The 26,620-nt window shown below is 54.8% G+C and carries 21 protein-coding genes; 4 read left to right on the top strand and 17 right to left on the bottom strand.

Annotated elements, in window-relative coordinates; genetic code table 11:
* The 8 genes from ACR0AK_RS17440 to ACR0AK_RS17405 all read right to left on the bottom strand — a co-directional run bounded on the left by ACR0AK_RS17440 (window position 1) and on the right by ACR0AK_RS17405 (window position 9,488).
* Window positions 1-753 (bottom strand): outer membrane protein, encoded by a 753-nt coding sequence (locus ACR0AK_RS17440; RefSeq protein WP_170560448.1) that lies wholly within the window; start codon window positions 751-753, stop codon window positions 1-3.
* A gap of 47 nt (window positions 754-800) precedes the next feature.
* Complete coding sequence (locus tag ACR0AK_RS17435) at window positions 801-2,045, bottom strand: DUF3179 domain-containing (seleno)protein (protein WP_480794290.1); 1,245 nt, start codon at window positions 2,043-2,045, stop codon at window positions 801-803.
* A gap of 64 nt (window positions 2,046-2,109) precedes the next feature.
* Window positions 2,110-3,777, bottom strand: a complete 1,668-nt coding sequence (locus ACR0AK_RS17430; RefSeq protein ID WP_170560444.1) for a sulfatase-like hydrolase/transferase — start codon at window positions 3,775-3,777, stop codon at window positions 2,110-2,112.
* A 251-nt stretch (window positions 3,778-4,028) separates the two neighbouring features.
* Window positions 4,029-4,988: a glutaminase gene (locus ACR0AK_RS17425; protein WP_170560442.1), complete on the bottom strand. Its 960-nt coding sequence runs from the start codon at window positions 4,986-4,988 to the stop codon at window positions 4,029-4,031.
* Complete coding sequence (locus ACR0AK_RS17420; RefSeq protein WP_480794289.1) at window positions 4,966-6,405, bottom strand: alanine/glycine:cation symporter family protein; 1,440 nt, start codon at window positions 6,403-6,405, stop codon at window positions 4,966-4,968. The genes ACR0AK_RS17425 and ACR0AK_RS17420 overlap by 23 nt, the downstream gene beginning before the upstream one ends.
* Window positions 6,406-6,708: 303 nt before the next feature.
* Window positions 6,709-7,785, bottom strand: coding sequence for a cysteine synthase A (gene cysK / locus ACR0AK_RS17415; protein ID WP_480794288.1), 1,077 nt, complete (start codon window positions 7,783-7,785; stop codon window positions 6,709-6,711).
* A 66-nt stretch (window positions 7,786-7,851) separates the two neighbouring features.
* Entirely contained in the window at window positions 7,852-8,913 is a 1,062-nt protein-coding gene (locus ACR0AK_RS17410) for a glutathione S-transferase C-terminal domain-containing protein (RefSeq protein ID WP_480794287.1), read from the bottom strand.
* A gap of 8 nt (window positions 8,914-8,921) precedes the next feature.
* Window positions 8,922-9,488, bottom strand: a complete 567-nt coding sequence (locus ACR0AK_RS17405; protein ID WP_480794286.1) for a hemerythrin domain-containing protein — start codon at window positions 9,486-9,488, stop codon at window positions 8,922-8,924.
* 365 nt (window positions 9,489-9,853) lie between these two features.
* Here ACR0AK_RS17405 and ACR0AK_RS17400 point away from each other — a divergent pair, with 365 nt between their 5' ends.
* Window positions 9,854-10,885: an NADP-dependent oxidoreductase gene (locus ACR0AK_RS17400; protein WP_480794285.1), complete on the top strand. Its 1,032-nt coding sequence runs from the start codon at window positions 9,854-9,856 to the stop codon at window positions 10,883-10,885.
* A 451-nt stretch (window positions 10,886-11,336) separates the two neighbouring features.
* Here ACR0AK_RS17400 and ACR0AK_RS17395 read toward each other — a convergent pair whose 3' ends face one another.
* Window positions 11,337-12,656: a tetratricopeptide repeat protein gene (locus ACR0AK_RS17395; protein WP_480794284.1), complete on the bottom strand. Its 1,320-nt coding sequence runs from the start codon at window positions 12,654-12,656 to the stop codon at window positions 11,337-11,339.
* 204 nt (window positions 12,657-12,860) lie between these two features.
* On the opposite strand from ACR0AK_RS17395, the gene gntH reads away from it, so the two are divergent.
* The 3 genes from gntH (at window position 12,861) to ACR0AK_RS17380 (ending at window position 17,323) form a co-directional block, all read left to right on the top strand.
* Window positions 12,861-14,192, top strand: a complete 1,332-nt coding sequence (gntH, locus tag ACR0AK_RS17390; protein WP_480794283.1) for a guanitoxin biosynthesis MBL fold metallo-hydrolase GntH — start codon at window positions 12,861-12,863, stop codon at window positions 14,190-14,192.
* A gap of 129 nt (window positions 14,193-14,321) precedes the next feature.
* Window positions 14,322-16,079: a hypothetical protein gene (locus ACR0AK_RS17385; RefSeq protein WP_480794282.1), complete on the top strand. Its 1,758-nt coding sequence runs from the start codon at window positions 14,322-14,324 to the stop codon at window positions 16,077-16,079.
* Window positions 16,076-17,323, top strand: a complete 1,248-nt coding sequence (locus ACR0AK_RS17380; RefSeq protein ID WP_480794281.1) for a HupE/UreJ family protein — start codon at window positions 16,076-16,078, stop codon at window positions 17,321-17,323. The genes ACR0AK_RS17385 and ACR0AK_RS17380 overlap by 4 nt, the downstream gene beginning before the upstream one ends.
* 72 nt (window positions 17,324-17,395) lie before the next feature.
* Here ACR0AK_RS17380 and ACR0AK_RS17375 read toward each other — a convergent pair whose 3' ends face one another.
* From ACR0AK_RS17375 to ACR0AK_RS17340, 8 genes are all read right to left on the bottom strand, one after another.
* Window positions 17,396-17,602 carry a hypothetical protein gene (locus ACR0AK_RS17375; RefSeq protein WP_480794280.1) on the bottom strand — a complete coding sequence of 69 codons (207 nt, stop codon included), beginning with the start codon at window positions 17,600-17,602 and terminating at the stop codon, window positions 17,396-17,398.
* 177 nt (window positions 17,603-17,779) lie between these two features.
* Window positions 17,780-19,348 (bottom strand): trimethylamine methyltransferase family protein, encoded by a 1,569-nt coding sequence (locus ACR0AK_RS17370; protein ID WP_480794279.1) that lies wholly within the window; start codon window positions 19,346-19,348, stop codon window positions 17,780-17,782.
* Complete coding sequence (locus ACR0AK_RS17365; RefSeq protein ID WP_480794278.1) at window positions 19,341-20,573, bottom strand: aromatic ring-hydroxylating oxygenase subunit alpha; 1,233 nt, start codon at window positions 20,571-20,573, stop codon at window positions 19,341-19,343. The genes ACR0AK_RS17370 and ACR0AK_RS17365 overlap by 8 nt, the downstream gene beginning before the upstream one ends.
* Window positions 20,573-22,633: an oxidoreductase gene (locus tag ACR0AK_RS17360; protein WP_480794277.1), complete on the bottom strand. Its 2,061-nt coding sequence runs from the start codon at window positions 22,631-22,633 to the stop codon at window positions 20,573-20,575. The genes ACR0AK_RS17365 and ACR0AK_RS17360 overlap by 1 nt, the downstream gene beginning before the upstream one ends.
* 60 nt (window positions 22,634-22,693) lie before the next feature.
* Window positions 22,694-23,755: an ABC transporter substrate-binding protein gene (locus tag ACR0AK_RS17355; protein WP_170560409.1), complete on the bottom strand. Its 1,062-nt coding sequence runs from the start codon at window positions 23,753-23,755 to the stop codon at window positions 22,694-22,696.
* 17 nt (window positions 23,756-23,772) lie between these two features.
* Window positions 23,773-24,870 carry an ABC transporter ATP-binding protein gene (locus tag ACR0AK_RS17350; protein WP_480794276.1) on the bottom strand — a complete coding sequence of 366 codons (1,098 nt, stop codon included), beginning with the start codon at window positions 24,868-24,870 and terminating at the stop codon, window positions 23,773-23,775.
* Entirely contained in the window at window positions 24,867-25,655 is a 789-nt protein-coding gene (locus ACR0AK_RS17345; RefSeq protein ID WP_480794275.1) for an ABC transporter permease, read from the bottom strand. Before ACR0AK_RS17345 ends, ACR0AK_RS17350 begins: the two co-directional genes overlap by 4 nt.
* On the bottom strand, window positions 25,652-26,509 hold the full coding sequence (locus ACR0AK_RS17340) for an ABC transporter permease (protein ID WP_480794274.1): 858 nt from the start codon (window positions 26,507-26,509) through the stop codon (window positions 25,652-25,654). Before ACR0AK_RS17340 ends, ACR0AK_RS17345 begins: the two co-directional genes overlap by 4 nt.
* Between the last annotated feature and the right edge of the window lie 111 nt (window positions 26,510-26,620).

Genomic DNA, 26,620 nt, shown 5'->3' with positions numbered 1-26,620 from the left:
TCAGAACCGATAGGTTGCGCCGATCAGCGGGCCTGACTGTTCAAACGTGAAATCGTTGCCGTCAATTTCGTGATCGAAGGAGATATAGCGATAACCGCCGCGGATCACCCATCTGTCGTTGATTTCATAATCCGCAGTTAGCAAGACTTGCCACGTTTCGCTGTCGCTGCTGAAGCCGCCGTAGTCAAAAAAGCCTGTGCCGGACCACCTGTCGTTGAATGCGACGCGGGCTCTGACCCCGATGACAGGGTCTGTCCAGCTTTCATCAACATTGACGGACAGGCCGGGCGTCGTTCCCGGAAGAACGGTGAAATCGGTCTGTGTGCGAAACCAACGGAAGCCGCCGACCAAGTCCACATAGGAAGTATCTGTAGTATAAGCGCGGTACCCTACATAGCCGCTGAAAAATTGCGTTGTGAGAGAGGTTTCAAGACCAGAACTAGCCGGACCGGGTGTGTCATTGCTGAAAGAGACGTCCACATAGTTGTAATCGGCCAAAAGTGACCATCGCCCGTTCGATGCACCAAAGACGCCCATGAAGGCCAGATCGAGATTTTCTAGCGCGTCAGAGAAACTGAGCGTTCCATCGACAGTGCCCCGAGCTGTTTCTTGCGTAACCTCAGTTTCAGGCATGAACAGGTATATTGTCGCCTCATAAGACCAATCGGACTGCTGTGCCACAGTGGCCGTCGTCATTGGCATCCACGATGCCACGGCCATTGCGCTGATTGTTATTACCCTCTTAAAGTCCATTTGGTCCTCCGTTTGTTCCAATTCGGCAATCTGAATTGCTTGCTCATTTATTCAGCGGCTTCGCCGGACTGTTGCGCACGAGGCCCGACGCGGTTGATATCCGTTTCCGGAAAGAACTCGGACCAGACATGCCAGAAAACACCTGCTCGCAAGGTCTCGACGCGCTGTAACTTTCCCTGGTCGGACATCCCCCAGAAATCGCAGCGGGTGATGGGTTGACCTCTGTCATTGTACCAAACGCCCAGGCTTTCGTACTTTGGGTCCAGACTAACAACTACGTCGCGACCACCGACATTTGCGTTTATAATCCAATCGTTTTCGACTACGAAATCATCAGTCCAACAGGCGGCATCGTTACCGATTGTAATCCCCCAGACGTAGGTCTTGTTCGGCAACCGGTCGTCCGATCGGTCCATGTTGTCCATGACGGGCGCATCTTCCTGATGCTGGCGCGCTATCCCCCATCCAAATGTGATCTCGGTCACCATGTCCAGCAATCGCAAGAATGGGTTCGACGAAGGCTTGTTCAAATAGACTTCGCCATCGGGAAACGCTTTTTGAAATCCGCGGAACGTCATACGGTAAGTGGGCCAGGGTTGCATCCTTGCCTCAGGTCGCAGGGGGCAGGCGGGTCCGTCCGCGTCGGTATTGCGATCCGCCTCGCGAAACCCATAGATCTGCTGGATTGGCTCCCCGGTTTCATTGTCTCGCAGGATCAGGTTATTGCCATGTTGGGCCAGCACCTCGAGGTCCAACCGATTGCCATCGATGCGGGGGGTATATCCTTGCCCAAGATTGGCCATTGCGCAAAACGTCATGATGATATCTTGGCCACCCAGCCCGTCTGAATTGCCGGCCAGATGGGGCCGCATGATTTGCGCATCGGGATGCGCACGGGCGTGGCCGTTGTTTTCAATGACAATGACTGGGGCTGTTGGGCCGATGTATTTTCGCGCCTCTGCAATTGGAAAGAAGGCTGCGTCATTGAGTTGGTTCCTCAGCCCCAAATGGACCCACACATAAGGAAAGCCATACAGAACCAAGACCAGTAGTGCCGCGATAAACCACAGCCAGAACAGGCCGCCCCCCAGAATGAAGTGCGCAAGTGTTGCGACAGCAAAACCGCCCAAACCAACAGCGATCAGGCGGTATTCGTGGCGGATAAACCGAACCATGTTCTTGCGCTTAACCTTAAGCACCATTTGCGAAATGTCGCCAAGATCGCGGAAATAGATGAATCCGATACCCAGCGAGACAACCAGACCCAGAGCGAAAATAATGTTTCCTGCCATGTGGATATTCCAATAGTTCGAAGTTCAAAGCGCCTCGGGGGTTAATCTCCCGAACAAAGGGCGCTTATTTCTGCGCCGCGCCGCGCTTTATCATGAAGGCCTCGACGGCCTGCTGCGTTTCCGGGCGCAAATTGTCGATCCCTTCATAGGGCACGCCATAAGCGGGTGCCGTGTCGGGGAATTTCTCTTTGCGGGCCATATGGCGGCCAAGGATGCGTGCGAATTCCTGCCCTCCCCAGGCGCCAACCTCTGTCGAGACCGAGTATTCTTCGCGCGTGTCCCTGTAGAGGTCAAAGAACTTTGCAAGAATTGCGCTTTCCCCAGGTCCCGGCAGTTTCAACTTTAGCTGGTCTTTCACGACCGCCTCGGGCTTGTTCACCGAATAGACGATGACGTGATCGCGACGGGCCTTGGATTCGTCTGCAAACAATAGAGCGGCAGACTGGTCCACTCCATCTACCAGTCTATCCCGCGGAATGTACTGATCTGCTCCGGCAAAGCGGGACAACGTAGTGTAGAGGTCCGACACATGGATGATGCTGTTGAGCAATCCGTCCGCCTCGATCATACCGGGCCAGCGGATAAAGGCATCGACACGGATGCCGCCTTCGGTCGTGTCGCCCTTGCCACCTGCGTAGATCAGCGGAGTAAACCCGGATTGTGGTGCGTATTTTGTGAAATGACCATTGTCGCCCATGACGACGACCACGGTGTTTTCCGACATTCCCAGTTCATCGAGCCTGCCAAACAGATCGCCCAGCCATTGGTCCAGTAACTGCATTTTGTCCACGTAGAGACCGCCATTCACGCTTTCCGGGCCGGACCGTCCGGCGCGTGTGTTGTCCAGCGGGATCATCGGCCAGTATTGCAGGAAGAATGGGGCGTCCCCTCCTGCGAGACGTTCCAGTTCTTCTAGGGTCTTGTCCTGAAACGCCTGGTTCATCTCGTCATATTTTTCTGCGTTCCAGCGTTCGCCTGGCTCCATCCGAATTTCGCGGACTGGTCCATCGGTTTCGCCCTCAATCACGGTCATCATCGCAGCGGCATCAGGACGGAACCACCCATCGAGTGTATACTTGTCATCAAAGTCCCGGATCGCTACCGAGACCTGCTCTTTGATCGCGTCGTCATTGAAAATAGTCAGTTGCCCCTGCTGATGGATGGCGTGCTGAGCATAGTCGAACCCCTGATTCATGGCCCAGCTTTCCGAGATATCCCCCATGTGCCACTTACCCACATGGCTGGTGGCGTAGCCGGCTTGCTTCAGTACTTCGGCTAAGGTTACCTCATCCCCCGGCAAGCCAAAGCCGGCGATATCCACGGTCGTGTCGCCCATGCCCATACGCACCGGCAACCTGCCGGTCATTTGGGCTACGCGGGTCGGAGTGCACGAAGGTTCGGTATACATCCGAACCATTCTCATGGCCTGATCCGAAAAATCGTTGATGTTAGGCGTTTCGTAACCCCGCACTGCGTTCAACTCGGGGATTCCCATATCTCCAAAGCCCATATCATCGATCAATACGCTGACAATGTTCGGTGGTTTGCCGTTGTTCGTTTCCCGGAATGACGCGAGGGCGTCGTCGACGGCCGCATCATCCTTGGCCCATTGCGGGCCATGCTGTGCTTGAAGGATGTAAAACTCTGCATCGTGTTGAATGGGACTTTCCTGCGCAACAGCCGACGAGACAACGAGGCTAGTCACTACCACAATAAAACAATGCAAATTCATTTCTGTCCCCCCTGGTATGTCTACCGTACAGCGCGGTTCGACTATAATATTGAAACATTAGTATATTTGACGATGAAAAGCTACGCGCCGAAATCCGGGTAGTGACTGCCAATTAACTTTTTGCATGCGTCTTTATCGAGCCCGACGTTCACAGCACGTTTCTACCTCTTTCGGACCTACTCCTTTAGGTTTTGAAAAAGCATGCGGAATGAAAGAGCCCGGTGGCGTATTTGAGCTGAGTGTTTCGGTTGTCAGACATTCGGCCCGAATACTGACCATCCTGTCGCACGAACCAGTTCCTGAAATGCAATGCTGGCCAGATGCGAGTTACCCTTTGCATCCAGCCCGGGGCTCCAGGCTGTGACAGCGGCGATACCCGGAACAATACACAGAATACCACCTCCGACACCGCTTTTGGCGGGCAGCCCAACGCGGAATGCAAACTCGCCTGAAGCGTCGTAAGAACCGCACATCATCATCAGAGCAGTCACTCGGCGTGCGCGTTGTGCGGACAACACGGTTGACCCATCGGCCGGGTTCTGACCCGCAGCGGCCAAATAGCGGCCAGCCACCGCCAACTGACGACACGACATGGCAATGCTGCATTGGCGGAAATACAGCGACAGAACCTCTTCGACCGGCGATTTGAGGTTGCCCTCGGCTTCCATGAAATGTGCAAGTGCCCGATTTCTGGACCCTGTCCGCATCTCTGATTCTGCAACGGCCTTATCCACTTGGATCGACTCATCCTCGGCAAGCGTTCGGCACAGATTCAGTACGTCGTTCACCGCCTCATCTGCGCTTCGATCTTCAAGCAGAACGTCGGCCACGACAATGGCGCCGGGGTTGATGAACGGGTTTCTCGGGATCCCACGCTCATGTTCAAGCTGGACGATGGAATTGAACGGATCGCCTGAAGGCTCTCGGCCTACGCGCTGCCAAAGGGTCGCGCCTACACGTTGAAGGGCTTCTGTCAGCGAAAAGACCTTTGAGATGCTTTGTATCGAAAACAGCGTGTCCGCGTTTCCGGCCGATACAGGCACGCCGTTAATGGGCGCGACGGCGATGCCGAATTGGTTCAGGTCAACCGTGGCAAGCTCGGGAATGTACTGGGCAACCTTCCCGCGGTCAGACATACCTGCGACGCGGTCTGCGATGTCATCCAGAATGACCTGAAGCTCTCCGGTTTCAATTACGCTGGGGTTCGGCATGCGCCTCCTCCGTCCAGACCGAGTGATCTACGCCTTTGTCAAATTCAGGGAATTTGCTTGCCACAAACCGAGGTTCAAGGTTCTGCTTGCGCTGTGCGAAATAGTCCACGGTCAGTTTGTATACGGTGCCCGATAGCAGCACTATGGCGACGAGATTGATGGTTGCCATTATGCCCATGGCCGCGTCCGCAAAATTGAACACGGTGCTGACCGCTTGAACGGCGCCCCAGACAACCATGGCAAGACAGCCCAGACGTAAGGTATAGATGGGCACTTTGCCTTCCAGCTTCAGAAACGTCATTGCGTTTTCCGCGTACGAGTAGTTGCCCAGTATTGAGGTGAACCCAAAAAACACGATTGCAATCGCGATGAAATGGCGGCCAATTTCACCCAGATGGATTGCTGCCGCATCTTGAGTTAGCCGCATTCCAGTGGTGCCGTCAGGTTCGATGGCACCAGAGAGCAGGATCAACAAGGCGGTCGCCGTGGCGACCAGTATCGTATCCACGAAACAGCCAAACGCCTGCACAAAACCTTGGCTCGAAGGGTGGTGTGGTTCCGGTGTGGCAACAGCTGCGATGTTTGGAGCCGAGCCCATGCCCGCCTCGTTTGAAAACAACCCGCGTTTGATGCCGTTGAGTGCTGCAGCCATCACACCACCTGTGACACCACCTGCTGCTTCCTGAAGACCAAAAGCTCCGGCAACGATGGACCACAGCATTGCAGGCACCTGCGGCAGGTTCATTATGACAACGATACTGGCCAGCAACAGGTACAGCCCGGCCATGAGAGGCACGACGATTTCGGCAAATCGAGCGATGGTTCTGATACCGCCGAAGATCACCACAGCCGCCGCCGCCGCCAGTGCCAGACCTGCAATCAATTTGTTCAGCCCAAACGCACCTTCGAACGCCTCGGCGATCGAGTTGGATTGGACGGCGACAAAGACCAGGCCGAAACTGACGATCAGGCAGATCGAAAAGATCACACCAGCCCAAGGCGCATTCAGGGCGTTGGCCATGTAAAAAGCCGGACCACCACGGAACCGACCGTTTGAGGACGTAACCTTGTAGAGCTGTGCCAGTGTGCTTTCGGAATAGGCCGTGGCCATTCCGACGAGGGCCACAATCCACATCCAGAAGATTGCGCCGGGGCCGCCCAGGGTCAAAGCCACCGCGACACCGGCCAGGTTCCCGGTACCAACACGCGATGCAAGACTTACGGTTAGCGCCTGAAAAGGTGTAATTCCGCGTTTGTCAGTGGATTTGGACGAGGTCAGAACGCGGATCATTTCGCCGAAATGCAGAAACTGCAGCGCACCCAGACGAATGGTGAAAAATACGCCGACACCAAGCAGCCCGTAGATCAGGACGTAGTTCCAAAGAATAGAGTTAATGCCGTTAACAATTGCTTCCATCGTCCGCCTCCTAAGAACTCAGACCGTTCGAAAAAGCAGCTAAAATACGATGCTTATATCCTCATCATGCACGAAGGGAGGGATGTTGAGTCAAGCTTCAAGCCTGAAAATTGGAGAAACGGCGTGACATATATGATTGATTTAGCGATGAGAATTCGGGCGGATGACCGGTTGTGGCGCGACCTTGGCCACATGTTGGATTGTTTTCCTGAAGATCAGGAACATGCGGCGAAAAGGCTGTCGGGACGCAATTCGCCGCCGACAGCTGTTGTGTTAACCGCACCGGCATGTGGTGTGTATTACCTATTCGGCAGCCATCTGCGCCGAAGGGGTCGACATCGAAATCACACGCTCGTCTTGGGTCATGTCTTCCTCGATCCCATCAAACAGTGGTGTGGAAAGATAGCGCTCACCCGTGTCTGGCAACATCACCAGCAGAACCGAACCCTGCGGCGCTTGTTCGGCGACTTTCATAGCAACGGCAAACGTCGAGCCACCGGATATACCCGTGAAAATCCCTTCCTCTGATGCCAGCCGTCTGGACCATTCAATCCCCTCGGCACCAGGGACAGGGATCAATTCATCGTAGTAATCCTGATCGATCGCCTCTTGTAAAACCCATGGGATAAAATCTGGGGTCCAGCCCTGGATTGGGTGTGGTTCAAAATTCGGATGACTTTCAGTCGGCTGATGACCCTCATTGCGGGAGTTGACATAGCCGGACGACACAATCGCGGCGTTGGCAGGTTCTGTCAGGATGATATTCGTGCTGGGGCGCTCTTTTCGCAGAACCCGTGCGACACCCGATATTGTTCCGCCAGTTCCATAACCGGTGACCCAGTAGTCCAGCCGTTCACCATCGAAGTCTGCCATGATCTCGCGCGCGGTGGTGTTCTCGTGTATGTCGGCATTGGCCGACGTCTCGAATTGGCTCGCCAGAAACCATCCATTCTGTTCGGCCAGTTCCTTGGCTTTGACATACATGCCAAAGCCTTTTTGCGCCCGTGGCGTCAGCACGACCTTTGCCCCGAGAAAGCGCATCAGCTTACGACGCTCGACCGAGAAGCTGTCGGCCATTGTCACGACAAGCGGATAGCCTTTGGCTGCGCATACCATCGCAAGGCCGATCCCCGTGTTACCAGAAGTGGCCTCGACAACGGTTTGACCGGGTTTAAGTCGCCCGTCGCGTTCCGCCGCCTCGATAATGTTCAGCGCGAGACGATCCTTGACTGAACCCGCGGGATTGAAAGCCTCGAATTTCACATAGACCGTGACATGTGATGGGGCGATCCTGTTGATCCGGATACAGGGTGTGTCACCTACGGTTTCGAGAACACTATCATAAAGCCGATTGCGTCCTTCAGTTTGTCGAATTCCCATAGCGATACCCCTCTTTTGGTTGGTAACATCTGAGCCAGTTTATACTATTTTCGCGACTTCGGCGCTTTAAACATTTGGCTTGGGAATGAGCGACGGAGTCGCACGCTGGACCGTCAGTTCAGGATGCCTATAAGCTTCGGGATATGCCATGGGAACAAACGGGCCTGCGGGAATAACACCATTCCAGCTTCGGCCGAAGTACCCTTGTCGGCAGTGATCCAGTGAACTGCTGTTTGCCACCCCGGGCAGGTCATATACACGACAAAGCCAGCGCCAGAGATGCGGGTAGTCAAAGATCTTGGCGCCGTTCAGCTTCATTCGCACGTAGTAAACTGGGTCGTGGCGGTAGAGTGTCGGGAAAAGGCGCAGATCGGCTTCTGTAAATCGCTCCCCGGTTAGAAAAGGTCTGCCATCGCTGGCCAAGCGATCTTCCAGCTGCGCCAATGTCTTGAAGTAAGTCCCGAAACTGGTGGCATAGACGTCTTGATCAGACGAGAACCCGGCCTTGTATGCCCCGTTGTTGATTGCGACGTAGATTTGCTCGTTCAGTTCGTCAATTTCAGCCCGGTTCGCAGGATCATCCGGATATAGGTTGGGCCGGTTGGCTTCATTGCAGGAGCTGCCCAGCAGCGCCGCATTGCCATTCAGCATTCGAATGATCTCGGCGCTTTCATTGTTGACGATACGGCCGGCTATTTTGTCATACAGGATCGGAACTGAGCGTTCTTCTGATCCTTCAGCCCGATAGATTTCGCGAACCAACCTGAAACCTTGTCCCGTTGCGGTTTCCAAGGTGCATTCAGGCAACGTCGTCCCCGTTGCCGAAGCAACAAGCTCGGGGGCGAACTGCCAGTTGTTCGGACCCTCTGGGTCGTCTTCTGCGGTGCGATTGGGAAAGGCCACATCCATCGAAATGCTATCCCGCAGTCCCAATACGTTGCGGGCAAGCGTCACCCGATGGCACCACGGGCAATTGAGGACGACAAACAGGTGATATCGCCCAGGCTCGGCCGGAAACTCCGGGTCGCCGATCGCATGCCGAAAACCGCTGACGCCACGCACGAACTCTCCTTGTGCGCGGCGTTCTGCGGCATTCGCCTGATCTTCCTGTTTGGATTGATCGGTCATGCTTGGCCTTAACCTCTTAGCCGGTGGTGAAGGATGATTGGGACGGCAAGGTCTTCCTCATCGCTTAGGTGCCGTTTCAGAAAGGCCTCGATGGCCTGTGATGTATCGTGCAGGGTCCCGACCTCGGATCGGGCCTGAGCCTCATCCAGCTGAATGAGTTTGATCACACGATTGGCCGTCTTTGTGTATTGGTCAAGGACCAGATCGAGATCGGCATGGTCCTTCTCCAAAACCTCCAAACCGGCGTCAAAACGGGAATCCGCCTCAGAAAGTTCGGGGAAGTAGCTGTGATCCTCCCAACCGTGATGGCCGTGCAGGTTTGCGACAAGCGCGTTTCCATAATAAGACAGCCGCGCCGAATACTCTTCGGGGGACAGACCCTTTTCAAGATACTCCTCTGCATCGGTTCGCACTAGTCGGGCGAGGCGTCGAAACATCTGGTGAGCTGCAAGCCAATGACGGGTTTTCTCCGAGAAGCCGGGATGCGCTTCCCAATTGTCTCGAGGGTATTGGTCGAGCAAGATCTGCATCTCGCCCGGCATGTCGGCGGTTCGGATGTTGTATGTATCAAGCATGAGCTTACTCCTTTCCGCAAACATGTGTGGGCGGAAGGCGCATAGCGTTAGGCTCAGAAGTGCACAGTTGGTGTCTGTTACTGCACATCGGCTACTTTACGACGCGTCGGGTATTGGCTAGCGACCGGCGACCGATCGCACAATCTAAATGCCCGCGAATGGAGATAGCCATAGAGGGTTAGAGTTTTAGGGTGTCCGTGGCAGTTAACACATCTGGAAGCTGAACCGTGCCATCCAATTTTTTTGCTTGCGAACGGACCCCCTGCAATCGATGATTGCCCCTGTGGGCGAGGATTTTTGACTGGACAGTTTTTGACAATCTTGCTTGGTTGCGCTGCGCTGCACTCAATTTCCAGGAGGTTTCAATGCCCCAAGCATCCGACATCAACCGTCGCATAGTTCTTGCTGAACGCCCAAATGGTCAACCGGACAAAAACACGCTGCGGCTTGAAACCTCAGATATTCCGACGCCGGGCGACGGAGAGATGCTGGTGCGCACGGTGTACCTGTCGCTGGACCCTTACATGCGGGGTCGGATGAATGACGCAAAATCCTATGCTGAGCCCGTTGCGATCGGCGGCGTTATGACAGCCCAGGTTGTGGGGCAGGTTGTGACGTCAAACCTCGAAGGGTACGAAGCCGGCGACTACGTCCTGAACATGAGCGGTTGGCAGGACTATGCAACCTCAAATGGTGAGCAAGTCGTAAATCTGGGCAAGACGCCGGATAATCCGTCCTGGGCATTGGGTATTCTGGGGATGCCCGGCTACACGGCGTATGCGGGGTTGCTGAAGATCGGCGAGCCAAAGCCGGGCGAAACCGTTGTCGTGGCGGCCGCAGCTGGCCCGGTTGGGGCAACCGTGGGTCAGATCGCCAAGCTGAAAGGGTGTCGTGTAGTCGGTATCGCAGGTGGCCCGGAAAAATGCGAACACGTGGTAAAGAACCTTGGATTCGACGCATGTATAGACCACCGCGCGACTGATCTGGCAACGCAATTGCACGACGCTTGCCCTGATGGCATTGATGTCTATTTCGAGAATGTCGGCGGCAAAGTTTTGTATGCGGTCTTACCGCTTTTGAATCCTTTTGCGCGCGTTCCCGTCTGTGGCGTCGTTGCCTGGTACAACCTACCGGGCTTGCCGGATGGACCGGATATGAGCCCGGTGATCATGGGTACCTTGTTGCGGATGAAGGTCAAAATGCAGGGCTTCATCATTTTCGACAATTTCGGCCCCGAGGTGTATGCCGAGTTTGCTCGGGACATGTCAGGATGGCTGAAGGACGGATCAATTTCCTATAAAGAGCACGTGGTTGAAGGCCTTGAAAATGCTCCGGATGCATTCAACCAACTGCTGGCCGGGGACAATTTTGGCAAAATGGTTGTAAAGGTCGATTGAACCAGAGCGGAAGGTGGTGTTGATCCGGTCACGAGTGGTCCAAAGGCCTTGGGCCATTTGGGGTTATTTGAGCCGGGTCAGTTTTTTCAGGTCATTCGGAATGGGACTTCGCGCCGACTATCGAGGTCTTTGTGTGCCGGGGCGTGGGTGCGAGAAGCCAGATGGTACATTGGGTTGCTTTCGCTGCACAATTTGGTGGCGGCTGCAATTTCCAGCATGCCAAGCGAAGTATCAATCGCCTCGGGTGGCGACGTTGCTCAGCTACCATTCTTTGGACTGGACCAAACCATTTGCACCTGCTTCGGTTCAAAAAATGGTAACCTAACCCGGAAGCTCGCTGTCAGATTAGACTCGGCTCACTTTGTTTGAAACCGTACTTGCGTGCTGCTCTAAAGATCGATCGCATGGCGTTGATTGTTAGTTTGATCCGCGACATCTGACGCGCTGAGCGTTAGTTGGTTTCCGCTTCGAGTGCCCGAATGCGGTCTGTGATTTCTTCAACATGCGCCGGATCGCTAAAAATGCTTGTCAGCATCGCTTCCAAATTTGCATTTGGCCACGAATTTTTCAGTTCAGCGTACTTTCGAGCAGCATCCTTGGTCCGGCCCAAGGCGTGCAATGCCGCTGTTTGATATGCGAAGGACGGGGCGCTGATAGGATCGCCATATTCGGCTGCCTTGGCGAAAGAGTTCAGAGACTTTCGATAATTTCCAAGGTGGAAGTTTGCTGCACCGTAGATGTTTCGGTTCGCAAAACGTTGATTGCTTGGGCCAGAGTCTATGGCTCTCTCGGCGACCTCGGCAGCTTCTTCAAAATGCCCCGAGAACAATGCAATGGATCCATGGATGTCCAAAACATGTGCATCGTCGGGCGCAAGAATAACGGCTCTGCTGGAGATCCTCATCGCTTCGTCGAACTCATTGTTCGCGAATTTTACCCACGCGGCAGCAGACTGCGCCCAAGGATCCGATGGGGCCAGACGAAGTGCATCTGCCGCCATTGTATTAGCGCGTTCAAGAATTGCATCTTTATCTTTACCCGGCGGGGTTAATATTGCCAATGTGGCAAGGGCTTGCGCAGCTCCGGCGTAGCCGCCGAAATAGTCTGGTCCCAGTTCAATTGAACGGCGAAAGACTTCGACGACCAGCAATTGGCGGGGTCGGTCAAAGATCGGGAATATCATGTTTCTTGCCTGATCGGCCAAGTTCATCGCCTGCAAAGAAGAAGCTGACTGTTCGATAACCGCCTGACGTTGCAGCGACGCTAACGCCTGATCTTGCGGAAGGACTTCTTCTTGTTCTCCAAAATAATCCTTCAATGGACCAAATGCGACTGCAATGCCGATGCCCGTTCCCAGTATGAAAGACAGCGCTGCCCAGCCGACGGCACGACCGGAACGCGGTTTTTCTTCGGCCAGGGCAACTTCGACCCTTTCAAATCGCGGCCTGTAGCCGCCGGTATCAACGAAAATCCGCACCGGGTCCGAGCTTCCGACGGTGTCGTAATAGTGTTCAAGATTCTGTCGCAACCGCCGCGCATCCACGCGGACCACATTCTCGATATCTCCGGTTTCAGCAGGGTCGCGATCATATACATCCTGAGCGACTGTCTTACCCCGGATAAGATCACCGCGACCTTCGATTTCCTCCTTCACGATGTAACTCAGGAAGGCACAAAGGCGGTCCAAGTGAGAAAACAGCTCACTTTCGCAAACGGATCGTAGCGCTTTGGTTTTATCGATGTCACGGATATCTGGATCCATAAAAACCATTTACTTTGGCTGTCTTGCCATACGTATTCACACATTACTATGAACTCGAATTCGTTGTGAGTCACCCCTGTGTCACCGTGATTCCGTTACCAAAACGTAAAACCTTCGAAACACTGGCCTTGCATCGCAACCAATGCCGAAAGCACGTCGGCCGCAATTCCTTCGGCCCGGCAGTCGCGCTCGGCAAGCAAGGGAGTGCACGTTATGAATAAACACAAACGGTTACTGAAATACTCGGCATACTTGGTGGCTGGTATCACCTTTGGTATTTGGTTGGCCGCGCCGAATGGCGGCCTCAAGATCATTGGTGAAACCTTGGGCCCTTCGATGGCCTTGGCCCAGGAAGCGACACCCGAAGTGTCACCAGTCAAGGCGCGCGAGAGGGAGACGTACTACCCAAACAGTGAAGACCTGCAACCTGACGAAATGCGGGTCATTGCCTGCGGAACCGGGATGCCAACGACCCGAGCGGCGCAGGCAGCCGCGTGCTTCCTTGTCGAACTCGGGAATGGAGACAAGTTCCTTTTCGACATCGGATCGGGGTCCGCTGAACGCATTTCTTCTCTGCAAATCCCCTACAACTATCTCGACAAGGTTTTTATCGGGCACCTGCACACGGACCATTTCGGCGCTTTGCACGACCTGTTCATCGGTGGCGCGTTGATGGGGCGTAACGTTCCATTGCGGGTATGGGGTCCAAGCGGCGCTGTTCCAGAATTAGGAACAGCCTATGCGCTGGACCGCATGCAAGAGATGCTGTCCTGGGACCTCGCCGGTCGGGCCGGAAACATAGACTTTCGCGGCTACGTGATGGATGTGACCGAGTTTGATTACAAGCTTGAGAACGAGCCCATTTACGAAGAAAACGGCGTAGTCATTCGAACCTTTCCAGCGATCCATTCCATTGACGGTTCTGTAAGCTACGCATTGGAATGGAATGATCTGAAGTTTGTGTTTAGCTCGGACACGTACCCCAACAAGTGGTTCGTTGAATACGCCAAGGACGCTGATCTGGTGATCCATGAGTGTTTCATCGCTGTGCCGGAACTGGTCAGCAAGATGAAGTTCACACCGGAAGCGGCATTACAGGTGGGTACACAGGTTCACACTGCTCCTGAAGCCTTCGGCAAAGTCATGAGTGAGATCAAACCACGCATGGCGGTCGCTTATCATTTCTTCAATGACTTCGACACCGTCAACGGTGTTTATGAGCGTATACGGTCCACTTATGACGGCCCGCTCAGCTTGTCCGACGACTTCATGGTGTGGAATGTGACCAAGGACGACATTCGCGTACGGATGGCCGCTACCGAAGAGCGGACTTGGGCACCACCATTGGCAGCCCCGGCACAGCCGCCAAATGTGGATGACAAAACCGCAATGGCTGAAAAGCTTGGCGTAGAAACGCTGGACTTCAGTGACTTTGTCGCCGGTGGCGTTTGGGACGTCGAAGACGTTTTGCGACCGATCTACGAACAGGCCAGCGAAGCCTTGGGGCAGGACTTCCCGTACCCTGAGAAATCCGAACCCAAGTAGACACCCGCAACTCCACCGGCAGCGGTTAGTCTTGCTGTCCGGTCCCGGGCTCTGTGCTTCATGTTTACGGCATCCTCTTGGACCTTAATCCAGGAGCACAGAGCGCGACATGCTTCGGAGGATAATCCAATGACTTGGCTTAAGCGTTTGGCCTTCCTAGTAACGGCCACGGTTCTTCCTGTTACTTCGGCTGTTGCTGATTTGCTGCCTGCAAACAGTGCGGAGTCAGCGGCCAACTTTGCTGAAATCTCGGTCATGGACGATAGGGTGCGGGTCGCATTGGAAATCGACCTCTCGGATGTGCACGCGTTTTTGGCTGAAGCGCGTAAAGGCGAAGATCCGACGGCCAACCTTGCAGCGCGGACGGGCAAGGCATTCAAGGTTTCCGCTGACGGAACAGCGCTTGCTCCCGAAACACACACCCTCGAAATCCGGCCCAGAAATACACGAGTAACGGCGTTGAGACCCAGTTATGGTCGGACCAATCAGGATACTCGGTCAGCTAAGGTTCTCTACGTTGCCTTGGATTACCTTTTTGACCAAAAACCAAACGAAATTACGTTTACGCCCCCGCTCAACCAAGGCGAAATTCCATCCGCTTCAATCGGTGTGATCTTTGACCACCTAGGTGTGGCCGTGACTGACTATCGATACCTTTCACGGCCCGAGGTGTTCTATCCGGATTGGGACGACCCTTGGTACAGCCGGTTTGAAAACCCAAACCTGACGCGCCACCACAAATCCGCCCTGATGTCATTTGTAGCCGTTGAACCGCGCGAAGTTCGCCATGAGGTGATCTTTCGCCTGCGCGATCTGGAAGCGTGGACGAACCTTGATCTTGGCGAAGCGACCTCTTTGAACGGGGACGAGATGGCGCAGGTTTTTGAGCGCGCCATCGAACTGTTTGCTGACAGCAACCCAATGACCATTGATGGGAAACGCGTTCGTCCCGCTTCGGCAAAAGTCGAACAACTATCTGTCGGCGTTGAAGGTTTGAAGGTTCTTGAAAACCTTGAACATACCGACCGGGCGACTGCACTCATGGGGATAGTCCTGTCCTATCCGCAAGAGAAACTGCCCAATGAGCTCGCACTGGAATGGGAGCTGTTTACTGAAGACGTAACCACTATCCCGATTCAAGTCACCGATCCGGCGGGCGCTGTGCCCGGACAGGTGACCAGAGATTTCCCTGACATCGCTTGGAAGAACTATATTCTCAAATGGAATGAGCCTGAGGTCACGCCGGTAACGGTCGCATCTTTGAGATCCCTTCAGGTTCCAATTCCGGCCCTTGCTTTCATTGCGCTGGCCATCGCTCTTGCAGGCGTGGCGCTGAAATATCGTAACGGCCACTGGAAAAGTTGGGCGGTTGCCAGCCTGTCGTTTTGCCTTGTTTCGGTGGCTTTGAGTTCGGTGAGGTACGAGTTTTCCGTCCCGAACAAGACGATCTCCGATACAGCATCAGCAACCCAAATCACTGAGGCGTTGGTCTCAAACTTGGCGGTTGCCAGACTGGAAATAGACGACACGCGCTTAACAAACGCGCTGAATACAATCGTTACGCCCGAACAGATTGCGGACATCAAAACCGAAGCGCGCCGGGGATTGTCAGCCACCCTGCCGTCAGGGGCCGTTGCCAAAGTCGACGGGATTCAAAATCTGCTGGTCGAAACTGTTGAGCCGTTGTCAGAGGGCGGTGATCAAATCCTTGCCCGTTGGGACGCGGTCGTCAGCGGCGGTCACTGGGGGCACATGCATCAGCGGGTCATTTCTTATCGCGCGATGCTGGACGTCCAACACCATGACGGCGCGTGGTTGCTGTCGGGTTTAACAGTGCTCAGTGCCCGCATGAACGCTCAACCCGCATTCGCAGGAGGCAACTCATGAAACCTATTCTAATCCTGACAACATTGTTTGTTAGCTTGCTCAGCCAGCCAGCGCTTGCGCATTTTAAGTTGAACCAGAATGTGCGGATGCATCATGTGTTGCATTCAGAGGATGGGCTGGATGTCTATTTGCGTATGCCCATGTCTTATGTGGTAGCTGAATTGGTCGGGCCTGATGGGCCTGAGAAGTTGCCTGCTCCGGCGCCTTACACCTACAATCGGATCGAAGACGGTGCGCTGATGCACTATGTTGATCAAAAGGCGTTAAGCGCTGATCCACACGGGTTGGCGGCATTGGCCGCCGGTGATTTCCTTCTGTCAATCGATGGACAGATGCAACCCTCATCTGTCCTTGCTATGCGCCTACATCCTTTGGGGATTGAACCGGGATTTGCGACGTTGGCAGAGGCACAAAACGCACTGGCCAGCGGTGACGTGTTCGTCGCATCCAAGGAGACCTATGTCGGCGATGTGATGGTCGACCTGCACCTGCGGTATGCGATTGGACCAGTTGCAGCGTACAACCTTTCCCACATCGCCAATCCTGGCCTGACAGGGCAGGAGGACACCGCGAACCTGATCCTGGACTACAGAGGAGATACGGTCCGAACATATCGCGCTACAGGGCTGATGCATGAGTCCGTCAATGTGTCAGGGTCCGCGGCCGCGGCTGCCTCGACCTTTTTTGTCGAGGGCATTCGCCACATATTGGAAGGTCCAGATCATGTGCTGTTTGTGCTTTGTATGGTCATTGGGGCGCTCAATTTGCACAGCCTTCTGGCACGGGTCACCGGCTTCACCCTTGGTCATACAGTCACCCTGATCCTCGGCTTCTTCGGCTTTGCACCGACAGGTGCATGGTTTATCCCGACGGTCGAATTGGCGATTGCCCTATCCATCATCTATGCCGCCGTGATGGCCCTCAGACCGCCGGAACGCGGGCATGGAGACCTAAAAGCATTTGCCATAACCTCAGGCATTGGATTGCTGCACGGGTTTGGTTTTTCTTTTATGTTGCATCAGATATTGCGCGTCGATGCGCCGAATGTCTGGCACAGTCTGCTGGCCTTCAATGTCGGCGTGGAGGCTGGGCAAGTGATGATAGTGCTACTTGTCTGGCCTCTGGTGCTGTTTCTGCGCAAACAGCCAGGCCGCATATGGATCGGCTCACGCGCTGTGGTCGCCGTATGTGCCAGCCTGATCGCGATGGTCTGGGTGGTCGAGCGGGCAGAGTTCTTTCTGTGATGAAATTTACCGCGCACGATAGAGAATTTCAGAGAACAACGATCTTCGGAGCCACCGGCACATTGCGGATAGTCAGGACGAGGTGCTTAGCGAACGCAACTTCAAGGGAAAGACGATGAAGCGGATTCTATCCACTTCGGTCGAACCGCCGGCATTGAAATAGAGTTTGTTCAAGTCGCCCGGCGCACGTTTGGCGATTTCGTGTACGAACCGCGCAGCAGTCGAGTCGGTGTTGTTGAAGGGCGAGAAATTGGAAAGGCTCCGAGATTGCTCGGCCATTCCATCTCGCCGACCTGAGTGCACCACATGCCTCCCGGTCCACTGATTAAGCGTTCGCCTTTTTCGTTTACCACATGGATGCCGTTGGCGCTTTCGATAAAAGTGCGGTTGTTTTTGCCCAAAGCTTCCATCCCTTCCTACGGGTGCAGGAAGGGATCGTTGTCCCATTGTTTGGCGTTAAAGTTTTCCATGATGGGTCATGCTTTCTGCACTCATCACAATTGGGAATTCTTCGCGTACCTGAGCGTCCGAAGCGCCGAAATAGTTAGGGAAATGATTGTTTAGAATAGAATTGGCTTTGTCACGGGCACGGTCCAGCAGATCTGTTTTGCCTTCGTTTTCCCATGTGTCTGTACGCTCCCGATCCATAAGCCGCGGGTAGACGAACTCGCTGTTCATATAGTTTAGCGTGTGGGGGTTGCCGAGGAAATGACCAGGGTCGATGGCGCACTGGTGGATCACATCCACAGCCATGGTTTCATCCGTAACCTCTATCCCGCGTAACGATCGCAGGATCATTCCGCCCGCTTCATCATCGATGACCATACTTTCAAAGCTGCATCCCATGAGGCTGCCGATCATACCCCCGAACTCGCACAGGCGATTGGCGCCGGCATGAGCGGCAAGCGTGAATGTCAGCGCCTTTTCCAACCCGTATTGCGCGTCGGGTATTTTGGCATCGGTCATGCCTGCGCCAACGGACGTGGGAAGGCCATAGAAGTTGCCCATCTGAATGGCTGCCGCCCCGATGAGAGCCTGTTCGCCGCTGCCGCCGGTAAACGACCCGCTGCGCAAGTCAGTAATGAAGGGCCAGGCGGCAAAACAGACCGGACAGCCCGGCGTGATGAGGTTTACGATAGCGACACAGGCCAGCGTTTCGGCCACGGTTTGCACCAGCGTTCCCGCAAGCGTCGCGGGGGCTGTGGCCCCGGCTTGCGGAGGCACAGCCAGATCGACCGTCAGGCCAAGTTTGGCAGTATCAATCAGAATTTCCATGTTTTCCTTGCCAATCCGCAAGGGCGAAACCATGGGGCAGCCGCCAAAAATGACGCTTGGCTTCTTCATGAAAGCGCCTTCACCACCCTGAGCCAAATCAAACATTCGGATGGCATGCGGGATATGGCTGCGGTCGCGAAAGGTCAGACAGGCAGGCTTTTGGCTGCCTGCAAGCATTGCATATATAGTGTTCATATCGTGGGCGAAATCATCGGTCACATCAGTGGCCAAAACTGTGTCGCCCAGCATATGGATGTTGTCCAAACGGTCCACCAGGCGGGTGAAGTCATAGACATCGCGCAGGACCGAAGGGCGATAAGACTTCGTTTGTGAATCGAAGGTTGTGACGGCAGTGCCAGAGTTGGCGAAGTAAACGCTTTCTGCCGAGCAATGCATGTCGTCTTTGCCTTCTCGCTCTCCGCGGGCATGGACGTAAAACTCCTTGGCGGCGCCAGCCAGGATGTCTTCCATCAGGGCACGGGGGAAGCACAGCCGATTGAGGTCATTCATCACCGCGCCTTTGGGAAGCACCAGATCAAGCAGTTCTGGAAAATGGTCGGTAACGCCGGTGTTTTCCAGAACGGTTAAGGCCGCTTGGTGAATGTTCTCCATATCTGTTTGAGTTAGCGGTTTGTAGCGTCCGCCACTTAGACCCCCACGTACGGCCTCATTGCCCGTGGTTGCCTCTTGCACCTTTATGCGTGCGGCGCGCCCGCCGCCACCGCGACGGCGTGATTTTGCCTCAGCCATGACCGGCCATCCTTTGTTCTGGTTCCGGGCTGATCATGGTGAAATAGAAATCGTAAAAATCCTGGATCGAGGTTTCCATTTCGCCCAAGGGGCCCGGTTTGAAGTATTGAGAGTTTACGCCCGACTGGTTGTGGCGAATGATGCGCTCGTCATCCAAAGATGTGACATGCCAAAGCCAGGTCAGGTCTTCCTTGTTGTAATCCTGGGCTTCTTCAGCATCAGCGCGAACCAACCAGACCACCTGAATGTCGGTTTCCTGTAGGCCCCGCGGAATGAAGCGGTAGCCGACCATGTGATCCGAATAGATCAGGAACCAATTCAACGGGCCGACATCAAAGTCAGTTGCGCCACCGTCGAAACCTTTTAGGGTTCCAAGCAAAGGCGCAAGTGCTTCGCCCGTTTTGCTGCCAGTTTTATAGCCTTGATAGAGCGGGTAACGCCGATAGTACCCGCTCGTGAACGGGGTGGGCGCGGCCGCGCCGACAAGCGCCAATTCACCAGGTGTCAGGCCGACTTCCTCAGCCCTTGCTTTTAGCGGTTCGACCAATCCAGCCATGTCTTGCGGGGATTTCAGGCTATGAGAGCGAGAATACTCTTTGTGCGCTGGCCCGCAGTGATAGCACTCAAGATAATTCTCAACCGCCAGTTTCCAATTCGCGGGAACTGGAAAGGACGCCGTATGCGCCACTTTCAGATCGTTCAAGCCATAGGGTTCGACGAATGGTGAAAGCTGGCTGAGGACAGGATCAAGCGATGGCGTGTTTGCATCGGCACAGACAAAAATCAGGCCTTTGAAGACACTCACCTGAACGGGAAAGAGCCCGAATTTGGACGGGTCAAAGTGTTCCCCCATGTTGTGGCCTGCACGAAGTTTTCCCGATAGCTCATATGTCCAGGCGTGGTAGGGGCAAACAAGAACACGGGTGTTGCCGGACTGTTCGGTGCAAACGCGAGAACCCCGATGGCGACAGACATTCAAATGAGCGCGAATTTCGCCTTCGCGGTCGCGAACAACGATAATGCTCTCCGGGCCATAGTCGAACAGGAAGTAGTCACCGGGGTTTGGGATTTGGCTGACATGCCCGGCCCAAAGCCAGTTGCGGTTCCAGACTTGGGCAATGTCATAGTTATAGATGTCTTGCGAGGTATAAAAACCGCGCGGTAAGGCGTGGCCGTACTGGTGCGAGGCTATCAACGCATCCAACTCAAACGGTCGGCTGTTCATCACGTTTCCTCCAAATCGATTATCTCGCGGCGAAACCAGTCCTTGTCTGCTTCTGCCTTGGGGCGTTCAAAATCGCGAGCGGCGCGATGGCCCGCGAAAACTGCGTCGACGATCAGTCCAGGAGACGCGGCATCGCCAATAAGTTCGAGGGTCTTCAACCCGAGCCCACGCAAGCTGTTATAGAGCGCTGTTTCTCGATGGCGTTCGGTAACCAGAATTGTCGAGGCACTAGGAATACCTGTTTCGCGACCGGTAAAAGCACAACCGATGCGTGCCATGTCACCTTCAACCGCCGTCAGCACCTGATTGCAGCGAATGTCGATGCCTAGCTCGATCAGACGGGCCTGAATGCGAGGCTGCTCCAAAGTATTGACGGCGTAAGCTGAGACCAAACTCTCCGGCGTGACAAAGACCACCTGGTATCCTGCAGTCGCCAGCTTTTCGGCGATTACCCCTGCCAGATAAATGTGGTCATCATCATAGATCATCACCGGGCCATCCGGGGGCAAAAGGCCGTTCATGATGTCGTCAGGCGTCAGCACTTTGGCGGTTTGCTCGATCTGAGGCATATGGCGTTGCGTGCTACGGCCTATGCCGTCGGTGCGCCAATGGCTGCCGGTGGCCACAAAGACGTGTTCGACGCCAAGCTCTGCCACCTGATCGCCATCAAGTCTGCTGTTAGTGAACAATTGAACGTTGCCGCGCTGCTTTAGGTCATTCAGGCGATAGTCGACGACGCGGGACCAAGCTGCGAGGCCGGGAAGTTTGCTTTCCTTCGTAACCCGCCCGCCTAATTCGGCTGACGCCTCAGCCAAGGTCACCTGATATCCTCGCCTTGCCAACTGCGTAGCGCATTCAAGACCGGCAGGGCCACCGCCAATAACCAAAGTGTCCGCGTTGCTCTTCTTCGGCGCGATGATCTCGGGGTGCCAACCGCGTCGCCATTCCTCGCCCATCGTCGGGTTTTGAGTGCAGCGGATCGGGATGCCCAAATTGTCGGATGAGACGCAGATATTGCAGCCGATGCATTCGCGGATTTCGTCAATGCGGCCCTCTTCAATCTTTTTGGGAATGAACGGGTCCGCGATGGAAGGTCGCGCGGCTCCGATGAGGTCGACAATTCCCTTTTTGACCATCGACAGCATCATGTCGGGGGACGTCAGGCGACCGACACCAACCACAGGTTTGCGGGTGATCTGTTTGACGTGGGACAAAAACGCGTTCTGATATCCGTCTTCTGGCTGAAAACGGGTCGTCGCACTGTCATTGGACCAGTCGGCTACATTCACATCCCACAGGTCCGGGAGGTCAGACAAAAGTTCGACCACGGCGCGGCCTTCTTCCGCGGCCTGCATGCCGCTGACGCCCATCATCTCGTCAATGGCAAAACGGAACGCCACGGCGCAGCTGTCGCCCACCGCTTCGTGAGTATCCTCCAGCAGTTCGCGTGTCAGTCGCACCCGGTTTTCAAGAGACCCGCCGTATTCATCACAACGCTGGTTCATATGCGGCAGCATAAAATGCTGTGCCAGCGTCATGTTGTGGCCGGCATAGATGTAAATGATGTCGAACCCGGCGTCTTTCGCGCGCAAGGCGGCGTCGCGGTGCCAGCGGCGGAATTCGCGAATATCGGACTTATCCATGGCCTGCGCCTGCTTGGGATGCGTCGTGTCGACGGACATCTCGGAAGGTGCAAGAACCGGCGCGCGGGTAAGCAGGTTTTGTGCATGATTGCCATTGTGAACCAGCTGAATGGCCGCCAACGACCCATGCGCATGTACCGCATCCGTCATCAGCCGCAACGCGGGTACATCGCGCCCGTCCCATAGCCGCCCCTCGGCAAAAGGAGACAGGTCTGAGGTCGGGTGAATCTCGGTCTCCTGATTGGAAACCACCGCCCACCCGCCTTCGGCTTTCATCCCACGAACGGCGGCGTCCGCCCGCGGTCGGACATGCCCCAGCCCCGTGCAATGCGGCACCTGATAAAAGCGGTTTCTGGCTGTGACTGGCCCAATCTGAACCGGTTCAAAAAGCAGAGCATATGGGTTCGCGTTCGACATGTTCACGCGTTTTCCTGTATTTGGGATCCGGAGCCATAAGGCCCCGGAAATGTGGTTGTGTTAGAAGCCGGCTTTGATCCGTTCAAATTCGGCCAGCATTTTCGCCTCAAGCTCGGGGTTAACTGCGTCAAAGAACAAACTGCCTTCGAAGAAGCTCTTTGGATCCGAGAATCCATACGCTTCGATGTTGGCCTGATCGGCAACTTCGAACGCTTTTGCGTTGGAATGTGGGTAGCCCCAGTTGTCGATGATGTACTGACCGCTGGCAGGGTCAGTGAGCGCGTTCAACAGATCATAGACCTGATCGACAGGAGTTGTGGAAGACTTCAGATGCACGTAACCGCACGCCCAGGTCGCGATGCCCTTGTCGACATCACGCATCATAGCGGCAGGCACTTCGTTCCAGATCAGGTTCAGCTCGGACTGGTTCCAGGCCCAGCCCAACTCGATCTCACCACTGGTCATGGCCTGATCAAACTGACCCGCATCGGACCAGTAAAAGCGCATGTTTGGGTGGATCGAACGCAGGAAGTCTGATGCTTCCTTGAATTGCTCGTCGCTCAGATTGGTGTAATCGTCAGCATTTCCAGTAGCCAGCGCTGCCAGGGCATATGCAGACGACGCGGCATCCGGGATGGCGATCTTGCCAGCATAGGCTGGGTCCGCCAACAATTGCAGCGAGATGTCATCGCCTGAGATTTTGTCGGTGCGATATATAAGCCCTGTGTTTCCCCACTCGAACGGCAACATATAAAGCTGACCGTCCAAAACAATTGCGTCGACTTCTTTGATCTCGGGCAACACATCGGCCCAATTGGTCAGTTTGCTTTCGTCCAGAGGTTGGATCAAATCGGCCGCGACCCATTTTCTGACCGCGTCGGAACAAGGATGCGCCAGATCAGCCGTGAACCCCGAACTTAGTTTCGTAAAGGCTTCTTCCTGACTTCCGAAATAGGAATAGCTTGGCGCCTCATTCCCGTACTTTTCCATGTAGCTGGCAAAGAACCCGGGATCTTCATATCCCGACCAGTCAAAAACCGTTAAATCGGCGCCACCTGCTATGGCACTTCCCGTGCTTATTGCCGTCGCGCATGCGAAGGCCGCAATTCCCTGAAGTCTCATATTATCCTCCCACTGTATTATTTTGTGTCTGTACCAAGATCGATCACGCTTGCCCCCTGAAGCCCAAGCCAGACCGCGTCTCCGCGTTGGAAATCGACCGTGTGAAAATAGTTGGGAACCGATACCGAGATTGGTTTCTCAGTTCCCGCCACCTGAATGTGGTAGTGAATGTTCTCGCCATAGAAGGCCACGTTGCTGACAGTGCCCTGAACCGTTGATGGGTAGTCTTCGGGCCTTTGAGCAGTGATCTCCAATTGTTCCGGGCGAATACCGATGTTCATGTCTTTAGCGCTGGTTACAACGTTGGGATTTCTTTCGATCTCAATCCGCCCGAAGGCGGCTGCATCGATCGACAACATATCGCCGGATTCACCCAACAACTGGGCAGGCAGTATGTTCATTTCACCGATGAAACTGGCCACTTGCTGATCACAAGGACGGGCATAAAGCATTGTCGGTGTGTCTACCTGCTTGAGCCGTCCGTCGAACATCACACCGATGCGGTCGGACATGGTCATCGCCTCATATTGGTCGTGTGTGACCATCACGAAAGTGATGCCAAGGGATTGCTGCAGATTGCGCATTTCAAACTGCATCTGTTCGCGCAATTTCTTGTCGAGAGCGGACAAGGGCTCGTCCAGCAACAACACTTTGGGTCGCATGATCAGCGCGCGGGCAAGCGCCACCCTTTGCCGCTGCCCACCCGACAATTCACTTGCGCCGCGATCCTGAAGACCTCCAAGCTCGACCATTTCTAGGGCTTCGGCTACGCGTTGGTCGATCTCTGCTTTGGGGGCCTTGCCTCGTAATCCATAGGCCACGTTGTTCCCAACGTTCAGGTGCGGGAAAATGGCGTAACTTTGAAAGACCATGTTTGTTGGGCGGTTGTTGGCTGGGACACCTTCCATATCCTGACCATCGATCAGCACAGTGCCCTCGGTCGGTTCTTGGAAACCTGCGATCATCCGCAACACTGTGGTCTTGCCGCATCCCGATGGGCCGAGAAGCGAGAAAAACTCACCCTCTTTGAGGTCGAGATTGATATCGCTAGCCGCCAGGAACGTGCCATAGCGTTTCTCGACGCCCCTGAGTTCTATGATGTTACCGGTTGTCATTGGACCTCTGATGCGGATGAGCGGCGCCGGAAATACTCGGCCAGTACCAAAAGCAGAACCGATGTAAGCAGCAGGATAGAGCCCAAGGCCAAAACGTTTGGAAGCTTGGCCGGGAAACGAATTTGGCTCCAGATATAGACCGGCAGGGTTGGCTGGTTGCCGGACAGGAAAAAGGCCAGGACGAATTCGTCGAAGCTGACCGTAAATGTGACCAGCATGCTGGCTATGATACCGGGGGAAACAACCGGCAGTGTCACGCGGCGGAAGGTTTCGAACACGCCGACGCCCAGATCGTAAGATGCCTCTTCCAGCGACGCGTCAAAGTCATCAAAGGCAGACTTCAGGATCGAAACGGAAAACGGCAAGGCGAGGAACGTATGGCCCAGAACAACGGTCAGCAGAGATGGCTTGAGACCGAGAAACAGAAACAAAACCAGCATTGACGAAGCTACGATAATGCCCGGAATAACCAAAGGCAGCATCACCAGTCCTTCAGCTACACGCTGTCCCCGAAAACGATAGCGAACAAATGCACGAGCAGCAAAAAGCCCCATAGCGGTAGATAGAATTGCGACGACCGTGCCGACGCCCAGCGAATTCCAAAGGGCCTGGATCAGCGTATCCTGCTCGCCCAGTTTCCGATACCAGTCCAGCGTCCAACCCTTGATCGGAAAGGCAACGATTGTACCGCTGTTGAACGAGAACAAGGGTAGGAAAAGGACCGGCAAGTACAGAAAAACCAAATACAAGAAAGCGTAGGCTGTCAGGGTCGAAGGACGTCTCATCTGATCCGCCTCCCAAGCCGGGTCGCGGTAATGACAAACACAATTGCGACGAAGCCAACCGACAGCATTGCGATCAGCGACAACGTAGCTCCGAGAGGCCAATTGTTGGCGGCACCAAACTGCACCTGAATAAGATTGGCGATCATCTTCCCGTCCGATCCGCCGACGAGTGCGGGGGTCACATAGTCACCGACTGTGGGGATGAAGATGATCAGGCAAGCAGCAATGATCCCCGGTATCGTCAGCGGCAGCGTTACCCGCATAAAGCGTTGCAAAGGACTGTTGCCGAGGTCAGTCGCGGCCTCCAGCAGGCTTGGATCGATTTTCTGCAACGAGACATATATCGGCAGGATAGCAAAGGGTGCCCAGGCATGAGCGAGTGTCAGCACGACTGCGAATTCGTTGTAGAGCAGGAAGTCGAGTGGTTCGCTTATCAGACCAAGCGCCATAAGCGCGGAATTCATTACACCGTTGAACCCCAGAATGAGTTTCCAGGCAAACACGCGCAGCAGATAGCTGGACCAAAACGGAATGGTAATGAGCAGAAGCCAGATGGTCTTTTTCCGAGCTTTCATCGCGATGAAGTAAGCGATGGGATAGGCTAGTGCGACGGTGACTGCGGTAACGACACCGGCAATCCAGATTGACCTTAGCATCAGATGTCGAACCAGCGGATCAGCAAAAGCGTCGCGGTAGTTTCTCAGCGTCGGGGTCTTATCGAGCGTCACATAGGATTGGGTCCAGAAGGAATAAGCGATCAGAATCACCAATGGCGCCGCCACCAGAAAGCCTACGTAGGCTGTGGCTGGCGCGCTGAGGGTATAGCCCCGGGACGCTTCGCTACGAAAGATCACCCAACCTCCCTTCCCAAAAATTAAGAGCCATTAATGGACGATCGTCCATTAGATGTTGCGCCAGAAAGGTCTTTCGTGTCAATCTTCCAGTGAGCTGTCGCTGTGGGATTC

It is taken from the genome of Ruegeria sp. BI12, assembly GCF_056537985.1.
Note: the sequence above shows the minus strand (reverse complement) of the source record. Positions and strands in the feature narration are given on the sequence as shown.